General features: G+C 62.4%; 12 protein-coding genes. 10 read left to right on the top strand and 2 right to left on the bottom strand.

Annotated features, from left to right (window positions below; genetic code table 11):
* Positions 1–7: 7 nt before the first annotated feature.
* The 8 genes from DLM86_RS07945 (at position 8) to DLM86_RS07910 (ending at position 12,085) form a co-directional block, all read left to right on the top strand.
* Positions 8–844 (top strand): carbohydrate ABC transporter permease, encoded by an 837-nt coding sequence (locus DLM86_RS07945; protein ID WP_110839452.1) that lies wholly within the window; start codon positions 8–10, stop codon positions 842–844.
* 14 nt (positions 845–858) lie between these two features.
* Entirely contained in the window at positions 859–3,921 is a 3,063-nt protein-coding gene (locus DLM86_RS07940; protein ID WP_146250179.1) for a hypothetical protein, read from the top strand.
* A 171-nt stretch (positions 3,922–4,092) separates the two neighbouring features.
* Positions 4,093–4,563, top strand: coding sequence for an SRPBCC family protein (locus tag DLM86_RS07935; RefSeq protein ID WP_110839450.1), 471 nt, complete (start codon positions 4,093–4,095; stop codon positions 4,561–4,563).
* Between the two features lie 247 nt (positions 4,564–4,810).
* A complete protein-coding gene (gene purT / locus DLM86_RS07930; RefSeq protein WP_110839449.1) occupies positions 4,811–5,974 on the top strand; it encodes a phosphoribosylglycinamide formyltransferase 2 in 1,164 nt (387 codons plus the stop codon).
* Between the two features lie 16 nt (positions 5,975–5,990).
* Positions 5,991–7,169, top strand: coding sequence for an SEC-C metal-binding domain-containing protein (locus tag DLM86_RS07925; protein WP_158289386.1), 1,179 nt, complete (start codon positions 5,991–5,993; stop codon positions 7,167–7,169).
* A gap of 447 nt (positions 7,170–7,616) precedes the next feature.
* Positions 7,617–8,696, top strand: a complete 1,080-nt coding sequence (asd, locus tag DLM86_RS07920) for an aspartate-semialdehyde dehydrogenase (RefSeq protein ID WP_110839447.1) — start codon at positions 7,617–7,619, stop codon at positions 8,694–8,696.
* Between the two features lie 194 nt (positions 8,697–8,890).
* Positions 8,891–10,648, top strand: a complete 1,758-nt coding sequence (gene ilvD, locus DLM86_RS07915; RefSeq protein WP_110839446.1) for a dihydroxy-acid dehydratase — start codon at positions 8,891–8,893, stop codon at positions 10,646–10,648.
* Positions 10,649–10,681: 33 nt separating this feature from the next.
* Positions 10,682–12,085, top strand: a complete 1,404-nt coding sequence (locus DLM86_RS07910) for an FAD-dependent oxidoreductase (protein WP_110839445.1) — start codon at positions 10,682–10,684, stop codon at positions 12,083–12,085.
* Positions 12,086–12,132: 47 nt separating this feature from the next.
* On the opposite strand, the gene DLM86_RS07905 is transcribed toward DLM86_RS07910, so the two are convergent.
* Together DLM86_RS07905 and DLM86_RS07900 are read right to left on the bottom strand one after the other, a co-directional pair.
* On the bottom strand, positions 12,133–12,786 hold the full coding sequence (locus DLM86_RS07905) for a GntR family transcriptional regulator (protein ID WP_110839444.1): 654 nt from the start codon (positions 12,784–12,786) through the stop codon (positions 12,133–12,135).
* Between the two features lie 105 nt (positions 12,787–12,891).
* A complete protein-coding gene (locus DLM86_RS07900) occupies positions 12,892–14,019 on the bottom strand; it encodes a glycoside hydrolase family 172 protein (protein WP_110839443.1) in 1,128 nt (375 codons plus the stop codon).
* A gap of 184 nt (positions 14,020–14,203) precedes the next feature.
* Here DLM86_RS07900 and DLM86_RS07895 point away from each other — a divergent pair, with 184 nt between their 5' ends.
* A complete protein-coding gene (locus DLM86_RS07895) occupies positions 14,204–15,709 on the top strand; it encodes a M81 family metallopeptidase (protein WP_158289385.1) in 1,506 nt (501 codons plus the stop codon).
* Positions 15,710–15,772: 63 nt separating this feature from the next.
* Positions 15,773–16,537, top strand: a complete 765-nt coding sequence (locus DLM86_RS07890; protein WP_158289384.1) for an SDR family NAD(P)-dependent oxidoreductase — start codon at positions 15,773–15,775, stop codon at positions 16,535–16,537.
* Positions 16,538–16,577: the final 40 nt, after the last annotated feature.

Here is a 16,577-nt window from a genome sequence, read left to right as displayed (position 1 = left end):
AACGGATATGAGCAAATCGGGCGAGAGGCTGATGAAGCTGTCCGTGCAGCTGCTGCTGCTCGCTTGGGCCGTCGTGTCGATTTTTCCGCTGGCGTGGATGCTGTCGACATCGCTCAAGCAAAAAAACGAAATTTTTACGAACAAAAGCTTGCTCCCGCGCAACGCGCTTCACTTCGGCAACTACGTCGAAGCGTGGACGACCGGAGGCTTCAGCCGGTATACGTGGAACAGTGTCCTGTACAGCGTCGTCGTCGTCCTTGGCGTCGTGCTCGTCTCCACGCTGGCCGCCTACGGGCTGTCGCGGCTCGACATGGTCGGCAAAAAGGCGATCTACCTCGGCATGATGGGGACGCTCATGATCCCGATTCCGGGCGCGTTCATCTCGATCTATATCGTCGTCAGCCAGCTCGGACTCGCCAATACGCGGATCGGGTACATGCTGCCGATGATCGCGACGGCGCTCCCGGTATCGATTTTTATTCTGAAATCGTTTTTCGACGACATGTCGCGGGAAATCGAGGAGGCGGCCATCGTGGACGGCGCGTCCAGCTTCCGCATCTATGCGAGCCTGATGCTGCCGATCGCCCGTCCGGCGATCGCCACGATCGTCATCCTGAACACGCTCGGCGTCTGGAACGAATTCATGCTGGCGCTCGTGCTGTTCTCGGAGACGAAGCTGATGCCGATCCAGATGGGGCTGTCCGTCTTCGTCGGCCAGTATACGACCCAATACGAGCTGCTGATGGCGGCGACGTCCATCATGGTGCTGCCGGTCATTCTCGTCTATATCGCCATGCAAAAGCAATTCATCCAAGGGATTACATCCGGTGCCATTAAAGGATAATGGGAGGATGCGTCATGAAATCGAAAGCGAAATGGAAAAAGGGGCTGATCGGCGTCGCCGCCGCAGCCCTGCTCGGGACGTCGCTCGCCGGCGGCGGAGGTTACGCGTACGGAGAAACGGCGGGTGTCGGTTCGACGTCCGCGGTTGCGGCGGAGTCCGCCCCGTATGACGAGATTTTGCAAAAAGAAGCGCAGTGGATCGCCGGACTCGCTTTTGAAAGCGGTGCCATTCCGACCTACGGTGCACCGATCTCGAATTACGGCGGCAAGTACAGGGTCGTTCCGTACTTTACGAACATGGCGCTGCTCGGCTTGCTGGAACGGCCGGAGCATGCGCAGACGGTGCGCCGGTATGCGGACTGGTATTTCTCCCGACTGAACCGGACCGCCTCGGCCGACGTGCCCGCCGGCTCGGTCTTCGACTATATCGTCGAAACGGATCGAACGACGGAGACGGCGACCGGCGACTTCGACTCGACCGATTCGTACGCCTCGACGTTTCTGAACGTGCTGCGCAAATATGCGGCCGTGACGGGCGATACGGCGTATTTGCGGGCGCACGAGGCGGATATCCGGCTGATCGCGCAGGCGATGCTGTCGACGCAGCAGGCGGACGGCCTGACGTGGGCGAAGCCGGCTTACCGGGTCAAATATTTGATGGACAATACGGAAGTGTACAAAGGGCTTGTCGACGCCGAATGGATCGCCTCCTCCGTGTTCGGCGACGCGACGGCCGCGGCGGAGTACCGCCGGAAAGCCGAGGAGGTAAAGGCGGGGATCGAAAACGGGTTATGGTCCGCCGACCGGCAAGCTTACGCCTATGCGAAAATGGAGGACGGGTCGCTGCTGTACCCGGACTGGAACAGCTTTTATGCCGATGCGACCGCGCAGCTGTTCCCGATCTGGACCGGACTGATCGCGCCGGACAGCGAGCGGGCGATGCAGCTGTACCGTACGTTCAACGAGCATCATCCGGGCTGGCCGCTGCTCGACAAGGGCGACGCGTTCCCATGGGCGCTGCTCGCCTACACGGCGGCGATCATGGGAGACCGGACGCGGGTCGACGCCTTCCTGCAGTCCGTCAAGGCGACGTACGTCGACCGCGATCACCCGTGGCCGTGGTACGTCATGGAGAGCGGCGTCACGATGCTCGCGGCGGCGAAGATGAAGTCGGCTTCGCCGGAACCGCGCTCGTGGACGGTCGCCAATCTGAAGGACGGCGACTCGCTCGGCGCGATGCCTTATACGGTGGAAGGGACGTCTCAAGGCGTCGACCGGGTCGAGCTGAAGTGGACGAACGGGCAGACGGGACAAAGCCGGACGTTCGCCGGTCAGCCCGACGGCGGTGGCGTATGGCGCATTGCGGTCGAGGGGCTGACCAACGGCCGATACGCGGTCCAGATGACGGCGAAAGACCGGTTCGCCAACGTCGTGGCGTCGGCAAGCGCGGCCGTCGACGTTCGCGTCGGCGGAGGACCGGTCATCGGCAAAGCGGTCGTCGCGTCCGACCGCGACGTGCTGCGGCGCGGCGAATCGACGACGCTGAGGGTCACCGCGTACGGTACGGACGGGAGGACGCCGATCGATTTGTCCGGGGCGGACATCGCGTACCGGATCGACCGGCCGGATTTGGCGACGGTCGACGCGGACGGGAAGCTGACGCTGCTCGGCCTCGCGGAAGGCGCGGACCGGTTGTCCGTCGACGCGTTCGTCACGCTCGGCCATGACGTGACGATGGCGGAGCCGGCCGTCGTGAACGTATCGCGCGAGCCGGTCTCGATGGCCGACGACGTGCTGGATCGGATGTCGGCGTGGATCTCCGCCCGGCAGCTGGACGACGGAGCGATCGCGACGGACGCCGGCGGAACGGCCATCGTGCCTTCCGTCTCGAACGTCGGCGCACGCGGGCTGCTGCTTCGCCACGAGACGGTGCCGAACGCCGTCCGCTATATCGACTGGTATACGTCCCGATGGAACTGGGGGGACCGGTACGGCCTTTACGGCACGATGTACGAATCGCGATTCGATCCGGCATCCGGCCGGTGGACGTCGACCGGCGGCTACGACAGCGCGAGCGTCAATCTCGCCTCGTTCATCACGTTGCTGAGGGCGAGCTTCGAGAAGACCGGACAATTCAAGCTGCCGCAGTCGAACCTCGATTTGATGACGGGCGGGGTCGGCATGATGCGGTCGCAGGACGCGGACGGTCTGATGTGGAAGCTGCCGGACGAGAAGACGAAGCGGCTTCGCGACAATGCGCTGGCGCTCCGGGGCATGACGGACAGCGTCTGGCTGTTCCGGAACCGGTTCCAGGCCGAAGGTCCGGCCGGTTACTTTGACAGCTTCCGGGAGTCGCTTCGCGCCGGGATGCAGTCGAAGCTGTGGAACGAAGGGGCGGGATGGTACTATGCCGCAATAAACGATCGGGAGGAGAAGTCCGCGCCGGATTGGACGGACAAACGGTCGGCCGCCGAGCAGCTGGCGCCGATCTATGCGGGTATCGTCCCGGCGACGGGCGACATCGCGGCTCGCCTGTATGCGGCCTTCAACCGGAGCTTCCCGGATTGGGCGTCCGGCTCCGCCGTCGAGCCGGGGGACGCGGCCGTCGCATACGCCGCCGCATTGACGGGCGATACGGCACGGGCGTCGTCATGGCTGGCGCTGCTGCTGGACGCCGCGAAGGGCGGGGCGCTGCCGATGTCATGGACGGTGGAAGACGCCGGGTACGCGATGCTTGCGGCGGAGCTCGTCCGGCAGGCGCCTTCTGCGGTGACGGTTGCCGTGGACAGCCCCGGAGACGGAGCCGAACCGGCGGGACGCAGTCTGGCGGCCAAAGGAACCGCCGCCGGCGCCGAACGCGTCCGCGTCGAATGGCGGGAGCGGTTCGGGCGCACAATGGGCGCGGAAACGGTTAACGTCGGGCCGAACGGGAAATGGCACGTTCAGCTCCACGGCTTGAACCGCGGTTCGGCTTACGAGCTGACGGTTACGGCGGTCGATCGGTGGGGGTACGACATGCCCTACGCGAGAAAAAGCGTAAGCTTTTCCGTTCGCGACACGGGCGGCAAGCCGAAGTAACGGTTGACGGACGGGAAACGAGCCGCCGGCGCTTCGGCCCCGGCGGCTTTCTCGCGGCCGATGCCGCCTAGCGGACGGACGGATCTTCGACTTTACGGGAATGGGCATGTCCGTTATAGTTAAAGATGACAAACCGAGCGCGTTTTCGGAATATACGGAGGGAATTCCTCGATGAGCACAAGCGAAACGATCGCGTCCGTACAAGGCCGCGAAATCGTCGTCACGCGCCTGTTCCGGGCGCCGCGCGATCTCGTCTACCGGACGTGGACGGATCCGGACCATTTGCCGAAATGGTGGGGGCCGAAAGGATTTGCGATTACGGTGCAGGAAATCGACGTCCGGCCGGGCGGCGTCTGGCGGTACGTCATGCACGGGCCGGACGGCACCGATTACGACAACCTCATTACGTACGTCGAAATCGACGAACCGGATCGGATCGTCTATTCGCACGGCGACGCTGCGGATCCGGAGCAATTTCGGGTAACGGTGACGTTCGCCGAGCGGGACGGCGGCACCGAGCTGACGATGACGTCGCAGTTCAAGTCGGTAGAGGCGCTCCAATACGTCGTCAAGGAATACGGTGCCGTCGAAGGCGCCAAATCGACGATGGAACGGCTCGGCGAGCATTTGGCCAATCTGTAGACGGAATGGCTCCGATTGCGAAGCCGAACGGAGCGGTATTGCAATGATTCGCGTCTTTCAGTATGATCAAGAGGACAAACGGGGACGTCGATGTGCAGCCCGCGGAGCGTAACGGCCGCGAGGAATCGCACGGACGGTAACGGCCGCAAGCCTGGGCGAGAGGCAAGGAGACCGGTTCTCCTGCCTCTTTTTTCCGTGTTCGCTGCAACAGGCCGACTCCATGACAAGGAAACGAGGGGGACGAACGATGTACCGTACGAAAAAAATGATGCTGCTCGGCTCCGGCGAATTGGGCAAGGAAGTCGTCATCGAAGCGCAGCGGCTCGGCGTGGACACCGTCGCGGTCGACCGGTACGCCGATGCGCCCGCCATGCATGTCGCCCGCCGCAGCTACGTGATCGATATGCTGGACGCCGGAAAGCTGAGAGAAGTGATCGAGCGGGAAAAGCCGGATCTGATCGTACCGGAAATCGAGGCGCTCGCGACGTCCGAGCTCGTGAAGCTGGAGGAGGAAGGATACCGCGTCATTCCGACGGCCCGCGCGGCGAAGCTGACGATGGACCGGGAGGGCATCCGCCGGCTGGCGTCGGAGAAGCTCGGGCTGCCGACCGCCGGCTACCGGTTCGCCGATACGTACGACGAGTTCGTCCAGGCCGTGCGGGAAACCGGGTTTCCTTGCGTCGTCAAGCCGCTGATGAGCTCGTCGGGCAAAGGTCAAAGCGTCTGCCGCGAAGAAGCCGACATCGAGCGGTGCTGGAACGCGGCGATGGAAGGCGGACGCGTCCGGAACGGGCGGGTCATCATCGAGGAGTTCATCCGGTTCCAATCGGAAATTACGCTGCTGACCGTCCGTTCCGTCAGCGGGACGAGCTTCTGCGCCCCGATCGGTCACGTTCAGGAAAGCGGAGACTATATCGAGTCGTGGCAGCCTCACGCGATGTCGGACGAACAGCTGGAGGAAGCGAAGCGCATCGCGAAGACGATTACGGACGAGCTGGGGGGCTACGGCCTGTTCGGCGTCGAGCTGTTCCTGGCGGAAGACAAGGTTTACTTCAGCGAGGTGTCGCCGCGGCCGCACGATACGGGGCTCGTGACGCTCGTGACGCAAAATTTGTCGGAATTCGCCATCCATGTCCGCGCCATTCTCGGCTATCCGATTCCGGAAATCGTGCAGGTCGCGCCCGGCGCCAGCCGGCCGTTGAAAGCGGACCGCGAGCTCGACGACTACCGGATTCAGGGGGCGGAAGAAGCGCTGTCCGTACCGAATACGCAGCTTCGCGTATTCGGCAAGCCGGTGACGAAGGCCGGACGCCGCATGGCGGTGGCGCTCTCGACGGCCGACACGGTCGAAGCGGCGCGCGAACGCGCGAAGCGGGCGTTGGATTGTCTTTCGATCGAAGAAGATGCTTAGAACGGATGTGACAGCTATGAATATACAGGAATATGACCAAGAAGCGATGGAAGCGGCGAAGAGCCGTTTCGATAAGGAGAACGCGAAGCGCTGGGCGGAGATCGACCCGAGCGCCGCTTTCGCCGGGCATTTGGGCCGGCTGACGAAGAGCGAGCTGGCGGACATTCGACAGTTTTGGGACATTAGGGGGGCGAGCTCGCTGAACAAGGCGCAGCTGATCGCCCTGCTGGAGGAGCGTATTCCCGAGAAGCTGGCCGGTGCGCTTTCGACGATGGACGAAACGAAGTACCGATTGTTGAAAAAGGCGGCGGACGGCGGCGGGCAAGCGGCGCTTTCGTTTCCGAGAGACGCGCAAGACTGGACGTACTGGCATTCGACGGGCATCGTCTTCACGGGCTCGTCCAACCGGAAAAAGCTCGTCGTCATGCCCGAGCCGGTGCTCGAAAGCTTCAGGCGGGCGGACACCGCGTCGCTGCGCGAAACGGTTCGGCGCAATACGGAATGGATCCAAGTGACGAAAGGATTGCTCCATTATTACGGCACGCTCGATTTCAACGATCTGGATCGGATCGTCCTGCCTCTTTGCGGGCCGAAAGCCGAATCCGTGGACCTGTTGAACGTTTTGTTGGATGCCGCACGGTCCGATCCCGATATGGTCGCCGACGTATACGGCTTGTCGGCGAGCTGGGTTCCGGATCCGGAGGAGGTCAGACGGGGGCATCGGGACAGACCGGGGCTGGCGTTCCGCCCGTTCACGAAGGAACAGGCGCTCGCCGCCGCCGACCCGAATTTCGTTGAGCGAGGGCCCGAATATTCGGCGTTCGTCGACTTCCTCAAAGCCAATTACCGCATGTCCCGGGCGGAAGCGGACGAGATCGTCGAGGAGTGCGTGCTGAACATCCAGTCCGGCTGCCACTTGGGCGAATCGTTGGAAGCTCTGCAAGAGCAGCTCGAGGTCAATGAAATCCGGCTGCTCCAAGGAATAACCGATCATTTGGCGATCCTTCACAATTCGACGAGACAATGGGTGCTGAAAGGCCATTCGCCGAACGAGCTGTCCCGATCGAGGAAGGAAGCGGCGGGGGCGGCAGGAAACGGACAACTGACCGATATCGCCGCGAAGCGGAAAGTCGGACGCAACGATCCGTGTCCTTGCGGAAGCGGCAAAAAGTACAAGAAGTGCTGCGGAGGTTAAGACCGGCCGGACGGGCCGTTTCAAAAATCGCTTTACTCGGCTTCGCCTTTTTGGTAATCTAGTTCCAATATTTCAAAGGCGATGACGAGAAAAGTACAGGCGGAATCGTTGCACAGAGAGCTCCGGCCGCTGAGAAGGAGCGAACGGGTCCGCATTGGAAGAAAGCCTCCGAGCCGCGTATCGGAACCTTGAAGGGGATGGTGCGACAGGAGCTCCTGTTACAGAGCTAGAGTATCGCGTCTTGTCAGCGGGACGCCGTACTCGAAGAGGCGGCGATGGCGACATCGTCGCGAATCTGGGGTGGTACCGCGAGCGATCGAATCTCGTCCCTAAGACTGTATAGTCTTGGGGGTGAGATTTTTTTTTGTTTCGATTTCTTGCATAACATTCATTAACGAAACAGCCGCATCGAAAAAACAAACCTGTTGCAGGGGAGAGTGAAGAAGTATGTCCAGATTGCAAGCAGCCGTCGTCGGGGCGACGGGAATGGCCGGACAGCAATTCGTACTGGCGTTGAGCGGACATCCGCATTTCGAAGTCGTCACGATGGTGACCTCCAGATCGGCGAACCGGTACGAGGAAGCGCTGCGGGAGGCCGACGGCTCGTCGAGATGGACGCAGAGCGAGCCGGTTCCCGCCGATATGAGAGACGTGCCGGTCGTCTCGTCGGACGAATTCCGTCCGGAATGCGTCGACGTCATTTTCACCGCGATCGAGTCCGATCTGGCCAACCGGCTGGAGCCCTGGTTCGCCAAGACGACGCCGACGTTTTCGACCGCGTCGGCGTTCCGCTACTTCGACGATACGCCGCTGCTCATTACCGGCGTCAACGACGATCATGCGGATTTGATCCGGAAGCAGCAGCAAGAGCGGGGGTGGGACGGGTTCGTCCTGCCGGTGCCGAACTGTACGGTGACCGGTTTGGCGATCACGCTGAAGCCGCTTGCCGAGCAATTCGGCGTTCGCAACGTGCTGATGGTTTCCATGCAGTCGGTCAGCGGTGCCGGCAGAAGCCCCGGAATCCGCACGCTGGATATTTTGGATAACATCATTCCCTACATTCCGAACGAGGAAGGGAAGGTGCGGAGGGAGCTGCTGAAAATTCTCGGCCGCTACGACGGCGGAGGCATCGTGCCGGCGGAGATCGGCGTCAATTGCATTTGTACGAGAGCGAACGTGCTGGACGGCCACACGGAATCCGTATTCGTCGGGCTGAAGCGGCAGGCCGGGCTGGACGACGTTCGGGACGCGATCGACGCCTATCGCCCGTATGAAAGAAGATCGCTGCACTCGGCGCCCGAGCGGATCATTCAGCTGTTCGACGATCCGTATCGTCCGCAGCCCCGGCTGGACCGCGAGCTCGGAGGCGGGATGACGACCGGCATGGGACGATTGGAGGCCGAGCCGGTGCTGGGCGGGGTGAAGTATGTGCTGGTGTCGCACAATACGAAGATGGGCGCCGGCAAAGGCGCGGTGCTGCTCGCCGAGTCGATGCTGGAGCGGGGGATTTTGCGGAAGCGGCGGTAACGGACCGAGACGGCTCGGGAAACGGAGCCGCTATACCACAACCGAATACAGCATGCCGCTAGGCAACAAAGAGGGAATGCCGTTCACCAATGGAACGGCCTTTCTTTCGTGTTCTATATTGTCGACAATAATACAATATGATATGATGGGGCGGAAGGAGAGCCGATGAGGAATAGAGATGGGAGGAGAAGACGATGAACCGGAACAGTCAAAAGGTACGGCAAATCAGCTTCGAGGGCGACGCGCTCCGCATGTCCATGGATTGGACGGTGGACGATCTGGATCGGGTGCAAGTATTGGTAGAAAGCGTGCACGGCGACAGCCATCCGAGCTCGTATCATTTGGCGGAGCTGGTCGGGGAAATCGAAAAAGGGGTATTCCAAGCGGGAGGGAAGCCGGCCGTCTATACGACGACCGACATTTGCGACGGCATCGCCCAAGCGCATCGCGGCATGCATTACTCGCTGCCCTCCCGGGACATGATCGCCAATATGGTGGAAATTCACGCTGCGGCGACGCCTTTCGACGCGATGGTGCTGTCGTCCGCCGGAGACAAGGCGGTGCCGGCCCATCTGATGGCGATCGCGCGTCTGGACATTCCCGCGATCCACGTGCCCGGAGGAGCGATGGGTGCGGGACCGTGCATGAGGTCCAACGAAGAATTGTGGCATATGAGCGTCGAGGTGGCCGAGAACGCCATGAGCAAAGACGAATTTCTCGCGTTCCAGCGGGCTTGCTGCCCGACGTGCGGCGCCTGCCAATATATGGGGACGGCTGCGACGATGCAGGTGATGGCCGAGGCGCTCGGACTGGCGCTGCCTTGGTCGGCGCTCATCCCGGCGACGAATGCCGAAATTCGCCGCGCCGCCAGAACGGCCGGACGCCAGGTCATGAATCTTGCCGAAGCGGACATTCGCCCGTCGCGCATATTGACGAGGGAAGCGTTCGAGAACGCGATCGCGGTACACTCGGCCATCGGCGGCTCGTTGAACGCGGTCATGCATCTGATCGCGATCGCGCGGGAAGCGGGAATCCGGCTCGACGCGGCCGCGTTCGACGACATTCACCGCCGCGTGCCGGTGCTCGTCGATACGAAGACGGCGGGGAAATACCCGACGGAGCTGTTCTGGTATGCCGGCGGGTTGCCGCAGCTCATGCTGGATATCCGCGACTGTTTGCATCTGGACGTCCTGACGGTGACGGGGGGCACGCTTCGCGATAATTTGGCCGCTTTCGAGAAGGACGAGATGCGAAATTTTGCGGAAATGTTTCTGGCGAATTACAAGCTGAACCGGCGCGACGTCATCTACCCCTTGTCGAAGCCGCTGAAGCCGGAAGGCGCGCTTGCGCTCCTGCGCGGCAACTTGGCGCCGGCGGGCGCCACGATCAAAAAGTTCGCGGTCGCCGACGAAATGCAGGTGCACGAAGGGCCGGCCAAAGTGTTCGACAGCGAGCGCGAAGCGGTGGACGCGCTGCTCGCCAAGTCGATCGAGCCCGGCGACGTCGTCGTCATCCGTTATCAAGGGCCGAAGGCGGTCGGCATGCCGGAAATGTTTTTCATCTCCGAGCTGATCGCCTCGGACCCGGTCTTGTCCCGCACGACGTCGCTCGTAACGGACGGCCGGTTCTCGGGAGCGACCCGCGGACCGTGCGTCGGCTATTTGGCGCCGGAGGCGATGGACGGCGGACCGATCGCGGCGGTGAGAACCGGCGACGTCGTCCGCATCGACATTCCGAACCGTTCGATCGACATCGTCCGGATCGAAGGCGCGGCCGCGGAGCCGGCAGTCATCGCCAAGGCGATCGAGGAGCGGTTGAAGCTGTGGGAGGCGCCCGACTTCGGCCACGTCGGCGTACTCCGGCAATATACGTCCCGTGCGGCCCAAGCGTTGGAAGGCGGCTCCTGCAGCACGCCGCGTCCGGCCGCGACGGCGGAGGCGAAGCGGGCGTAAACCGATGTGAATCCGAAGAGGAAGGTGAGACAAATGGAAGCAGCTCTGCATCATCGTCAATACGACGTCGTCGTGATCGGCGGAGGGTGCGCCGGTATCGCGGCGGCCGCAGGCGCGGCGCGAAACGGCGCGCGCACGCTGCTCGTCGAAGCCGGCCCGTCGGTCGGCGGCGAGCTTCTGAGCGGCATGACGATTGACGGCGCGATCAATGCTCGAGGCGAATGGATTGTCGGCGGCGTCCTGAACGACCTCATCGCGGAGCTCGAAAAGATGAACGGCTACGTCGGCGCCTTCAATGACTGGAGGCTGATCCGCTACATCTGCTTCGATCCGGTTGTCATGCAGATCGCGGTCATGAACGTGCTTCGCCGATACGGCGTCGACGTGCTGCTCCATACGGCGATGGAGAACGTCGTCCTGGACGGCGGCGGTCGGGCGACGGGGGTCGTCCTCCGCAACAAAAGGGGACGTACCGTCGTGGAGGCCGCAGCGTTCGTCGACTGCTCCGGCGACGGCGACTTGTGCGCGATGGCCGGTTCGCCGTTCGAGCTCGGCTCGCCGGAAGGGGAGCTGCAGCCGGTATCGCTCATCTTCCGCATGAGCGGCGTCGAGACGAGGCCTCTGCTCGCATTCGTGCGGGAGCACCCCGATAATGTGGCGATCGGCGAAAGCGAAGTGATCCGGGGCGGCCGCACGGACGAGGAGATCGTCGAGGAGCTGTATAAGCAAGGACAGCCGACCGTCTTCTTCAAAGGGAACGGTCCGCTGCTCGCCCGCGCGATCGAAAGCGGAGAGATGTATCCGACCGCGCTGATCATGATCCAGCCGACTTCGACCCCGCGAAAGGAAGTGTGCGTGAACAGCACGCGCGTCGCCCGAATCGACGCGATGAATACGGAAGCGTTGAGCGGCACGATGGGAGAGCTGTTCGATCAGATCGACACGTGCGTCCGCTTCCTGCGAAACCATGTGCCGGGTTTTGGGCAGGCGCACTTGTCGGCGATCGCGCCGCGCATCGGCATCCGGGAAACCCGTCGCATCGTAGGCGACTATGTGCTGACCGGCGACGACGTGGGCAGCGCGAGGAAGTTTGCGGACGGCGTGGCGAAAGGCTGCCACCATATCGACATTCATCAGGACGGGACCAAGCAGGTCCGCATCCCGATCGCGAACGGCGGTTCGTACGACATCCCGTTCCGTTCGCTCATCCCGCTGACGTTGAAAAACGTGCTCGTCGCGGGACGCTGCTTGTCCGCCGATCGCCCGGCCCAAGGAACGGCGCGCGTCATGGGCAGCTGCCTCGCCATGGGGCAGGCGGCCGGTACGGCCGCGGCGATGTACGGGGCGGCCGGCGTCGACGATATGCGCCGGCTCGATACGAACTTGCTGCGCGCCCGGCTGAAAGAACAGGGTGCGGTGCTCGACGGCACCTATTAGCGCGAGCGAGGAAAGAAAAGAAGAAGAGCGGGAATGCGTGCGCATTCTCACTCTTCTTCGTTGTGAAGCCGGTATATGTGGGTGGCAAGCTCTTCCGCGATCGCGTCGAAATCGCCTTTGCGAATGACCGCCAGAAGCGCCTCGTGTTCTTTCCACAGCAAGTCCAGATTGCCGTATGTTTGGCCTTGCTGGATAAAGTATAGACGAATCCGGTTGCAGATCGACGTCCACGTGTTGAGCAGACCCGGCATGTCGGCCAGGCTGAGCAAATATTCGTGAAACATGATATCCAATTCCACGATTTGGTGCAGTTGGTTCACCTGAGCCGCTTCCTTCATCCTGGCCACGAACGAAGACAAACGCTCGAATTCGGGATCGCCGATGAACGGCAGCGCTTTTTTAAGCGCGAATGTTTCCAGCGTCAGCCGGATCGGAATAAGCACCTCCTGCACTTCCTCGCCGGTTACTTCCGCGACCATCGTCTCCTTGTATGGCTGCGAGAAGAGGAGGCCTTCCTGCTCCAGCATGCGCATCGCCTCGCGGATCGGCCCGCGGCTGACGCCCATTTGCCGGGACATTTCCACTTCGCGGAGCCGGTCGCCCGGCTTCAGCCTTCCCGTAAAAATCGCTTTGCGGATTTCGTCCGTAATCCGGTGCCGCAGCGACGTCATTTTTTGCTCGTCGAATCGAAATTCGGTCATGTTCGGTACCCATCCCTTGTCAGTGCGAAATCGTCCATTCCAAATAGTAAGGGATTTCGGACCGAAAGTAAACAGTAGTCAGTCGTAATGTCGACAATTCGCGGGTTACGTCCGCCTCCATTCGTGGCCCCATATGTGCCTGCCGCCGCCCATCGCCTTGCGGTATTCGTGTCTCCAGACGTGCACGTCCCTCATGCCGATCTCCGGCATGTTGCGCCGGCCTTCGCGGGACGGGAGAGCCGGGAAACGCTTGTGCGGCTCGGACTGGTACCAGTAGGCGACCGTGGATAGATCCAGCGTCAAATTGTTGTTATGACCGTGCTCGATGCTCGCGTGGAGCGAACGCGAGAAGTGGACCGGATCCTCGAGGAAAAACCGGTAGCAGTGCGTCCGGCCCATGAAGCCGAGCTTCTGCGGGATGCGGGCGTAGCCGAAATACGGATGGGCGTAAAGCTCGTTCGGGCACCACGAGGCGTTGAAGAAATCCTCGGTGCCCGTCCCGTGCATCGAGCCCGGCCACGGTTCGCCGTCGATCAGCCACATGTCGTCGCCTTCGCCGTACCACATCGGCCCGGGGCTGTCGACGTAGTAATTGATGCCGACGAAATGCCCGTGACCGACCAAATCGGCGATCACGTAATTGTGATCGGTCGACGGATGGTTCGTCTGGGGACTAACGATGCTCCATTCCGTCTCGCCTTCCTCGGGGTAGCTCTCGGTCAGCTCCCGGTTCCACCAAGCGTGGAATCGCCCGGCCGAGGCGGGCATCGAGTCGTGTTCCTCGTAGTCGACATAATAATAGACCGCCTTGATCGGCTTGTCCGAGTCGTTCTCCAGCGTAATGCGCGCGCCTTCGCCGAACGGCATCGGGAAGTAGCAGTTCAGCCCCCGGCCGCCCGCCGGCGCCGCGGCCAAAGGCAGGGAGACGAAATTGTACGATTCCGCCCAGCCTTGTCCGAAAAAATCGCCGACCGGCGCTTCGACGCTCGGATGGGTCTCGCCGTCCCAATACATGCGCAGTACGGCGTTTCGGCGGAAGTTCGGATCCTCGGCGTTGAACGTGAACCACATATGCTTGATGATGCCGGGTCCGGGGATGACCGCGATATCGATCGTTTCTCCGGCCTGCACCGAAACGTAGTCGTGGTTGCTGCCTTCTCGGTTGTAGGAGGATATGCGTTTCGTGCGGATCCCGGTGCGAAGCCGGTACAGGTCGCTTAACGGACTCGTCATGAAAGCGCTCCTTTCGCCTATACGGGTATGAATGCTCCGCCGGTCGCGACGGTTACGGACTTATCGTAAGGGATGGAACGGGAAAAGTAAAGAAATATTGTTGACAATCATACAAGCCGATTTATACTGGTGATGGGAAGAAATGCGACGTTGCCCTCGCGGGCCGGGGAGGTCGAGTCAAGCGATGAACATCGCGATCGGCGGATTGATTCAGGAGAGCAACACGTTCAGCGAGGCGGTCAGCACGCTGGACGATTTCAAGCGGTATTTCTACCGAGCGGGCGACCGGATGGCGCTGCCGCTTCAAGCGGAGAACGAGCTGGCCGGCTTCTACCGGGCGGGGCGGGAACAAGGCGTGAACCTGCTCCCGACGCTGTTCGCGCATGCGGTGTCGTCCGGCCGAATCGGGCGTCGTACGCTGGAGGAGCTGAAAGGGGAGCTGTTCGCGCAGATGGCTCGCCTTCCGCCGGTCGACGGCGTGCTGTTCGCGCTGCACGGCGCCTGGGCGGCCGAAGACGACGACGATGCGGACGGAGAGATCGTCGCCGCCATTCGGCAGCGGGTCGGTCGGGACGTGCCGATCGTCATCACGCTCGACTCTCATGCCAATGTGACCCGACGGATGGTCGGCCACGTCGACGCATTGGTCGGCTATCGGACGTTCCCACATACGGATTTCGCGGAAACCGGTTACCGGGCGGCCAAGCTGCTGTTCTCGATCGCGAGAGGCGAGATCCGTCCGTGCATCCGGTGGAAAAAGCTGCCGATGATCGTGCCGGCGGAAAACCAGCAGACGTACCGCGGCCCGATGGCCGAATTATGGGAGCAAGCCCGGGAAGGGGAAGCGCGGGGGCGCTCGATCGCGACCTCGCTGTTCGCGGTGCAGCCTTGGCTCGACGTCGAGGAGATGGGCTGCTCCGTCGTGGCGGTCGGCACCGACGAGGCGGAGGCCGAGGCCGAGGTCGGGCGGCTCGCCTCCCTGATGTGGACGAAGCGCAGGCAGTTCGACGTAGCCTTGTACACGGTATCGCAAATCGTGGACTTGTTGACGGAGAAAGGGGGCGGCGAAGTCGTCGTCGTGTCCGACTCCGCGGACAGTCCGGGCGCCGGTTCGCCGGGCGACAGCAGCTTCGTGCTCCGCGAGCTGCTGAAGCTCGGGGCGGAGCGGCGCTTCCGCTGTCTGCTGTCCATAGTGGACGGCCCGGCGGCCCGGGCGGCTTCAGAAGCCGGAGTCGGCAGCGCGGTCAAGCTGCTTGTCGGTCACACGATCAGCGCCAGTGTCGGTTCCCCTGTCGAGATCGAAGGAACCGTACTATATGCCGGGCGCGGAACGTTCCGGTTCGGAGGCGGTACCGTATCCGGCCTCGAGGCGGACATGGGAACGTGCGCCGTCGTCGCCATCGGACGGCTGTCGCTGCTGCTGATGGAAAATGCGACGTTTACCGGCGATCCGGCCATGTACCGCTGCGTCGGACTGGAGCCTGCGGAAGCCGATCTCGTGCTGGTCAAGTCGGCCAACCAATTCCGGGCCGAGTACGAGAAGCTGACCGACCGGATCTACATTCTCGATACGCCCGGCGCGAGCACGGCGAAGCTGACCGCCTTGCCGTTCCGGCGCATCCCGAGGCCGATGTATCCGTTCGACGACGATTTCGCGCCCGGCGACGGTTCGATTGCCGTCCCCCATTGATCGAGCCGACGAACGGCACAATCATGCGCCGGTTACGGCGAATGCGAGAGGATGAACGAGACGATGCGATTACGCGGCAAAACGGCGCTCGTCACCGGAGGCTCCACCGGAATCGGACGGGAAGTGTGTCTGGCTTACGCGGCGGAAGGCGCCCGGGTGGCAGTCAACTATATCGGAGGCGGAGAACGGGCGTCCGAGCTTGTCGAGACGATCCGCTCCGCCGGAGGCGAAGCGATGGCGGTCCACGCCGACGTCAGCGACGAACGGCAGGTCGGCGACATCATCAAGGATATCGAGTCCGTCTGGGGCGGCGTGGACATTTTGGTGAACAACGCGGGCATATATCCGCGAAAGGCGTGGCATGAAATAACGGGCGAGGAATGGGACCGCGTGCTGGCGGTCAATCTGAAAGCGTGCTTCCTGACGAGCAAGGCCGTCTTCCCTTCCATGCGTAAGCGGCAGTACGGCAAAATCATCAACGTGTCGTCGGTTACGTTCTGGCGCGGACAAAAGGGATTCGTCCACTACGTCGCCTCCAAAGGGGGGGTGATCGGGTTTACCCGGGCGCTGAGCCGGGAGGTCGGGGCGGACGGCATCACGGTCAATGCCGTCTCGCCGGGCGCGGTCATGACCGATCAGGAGCTGCTCGATATGCCCGATCCGGACGAACGGGAGAAGCTTCGCGCCTACCTTGCCGAAGAGCAGGCGATCCCAAGACGACAGCTGCCCCGCGACATGGTCGGCGTATTCGTCTTCCTGGCTTCGCCGGACAGCGACTTCATGACCGGCCAGACGATCAACGTGGACGGCGGCTGGGCGATGCATTGACCGGCCGGCTTTGCATGTTTCCCGGCAGATCAGGAGGAGA

It is taken from the genome of Paenibacillus flagellatus, assembly GCF_003217775.1.
Lineage (GTDB): Bacteria > Bacillota > Bacilli > Paenibacillales > NBRC-103111 > Paenibacillus_AB > Paenibacillus_AB flagellatus.
Note: the sequence above shows the minus strand (reverse complement) of the source record. Positions and strands in the feature narration are given on the sequence as shown.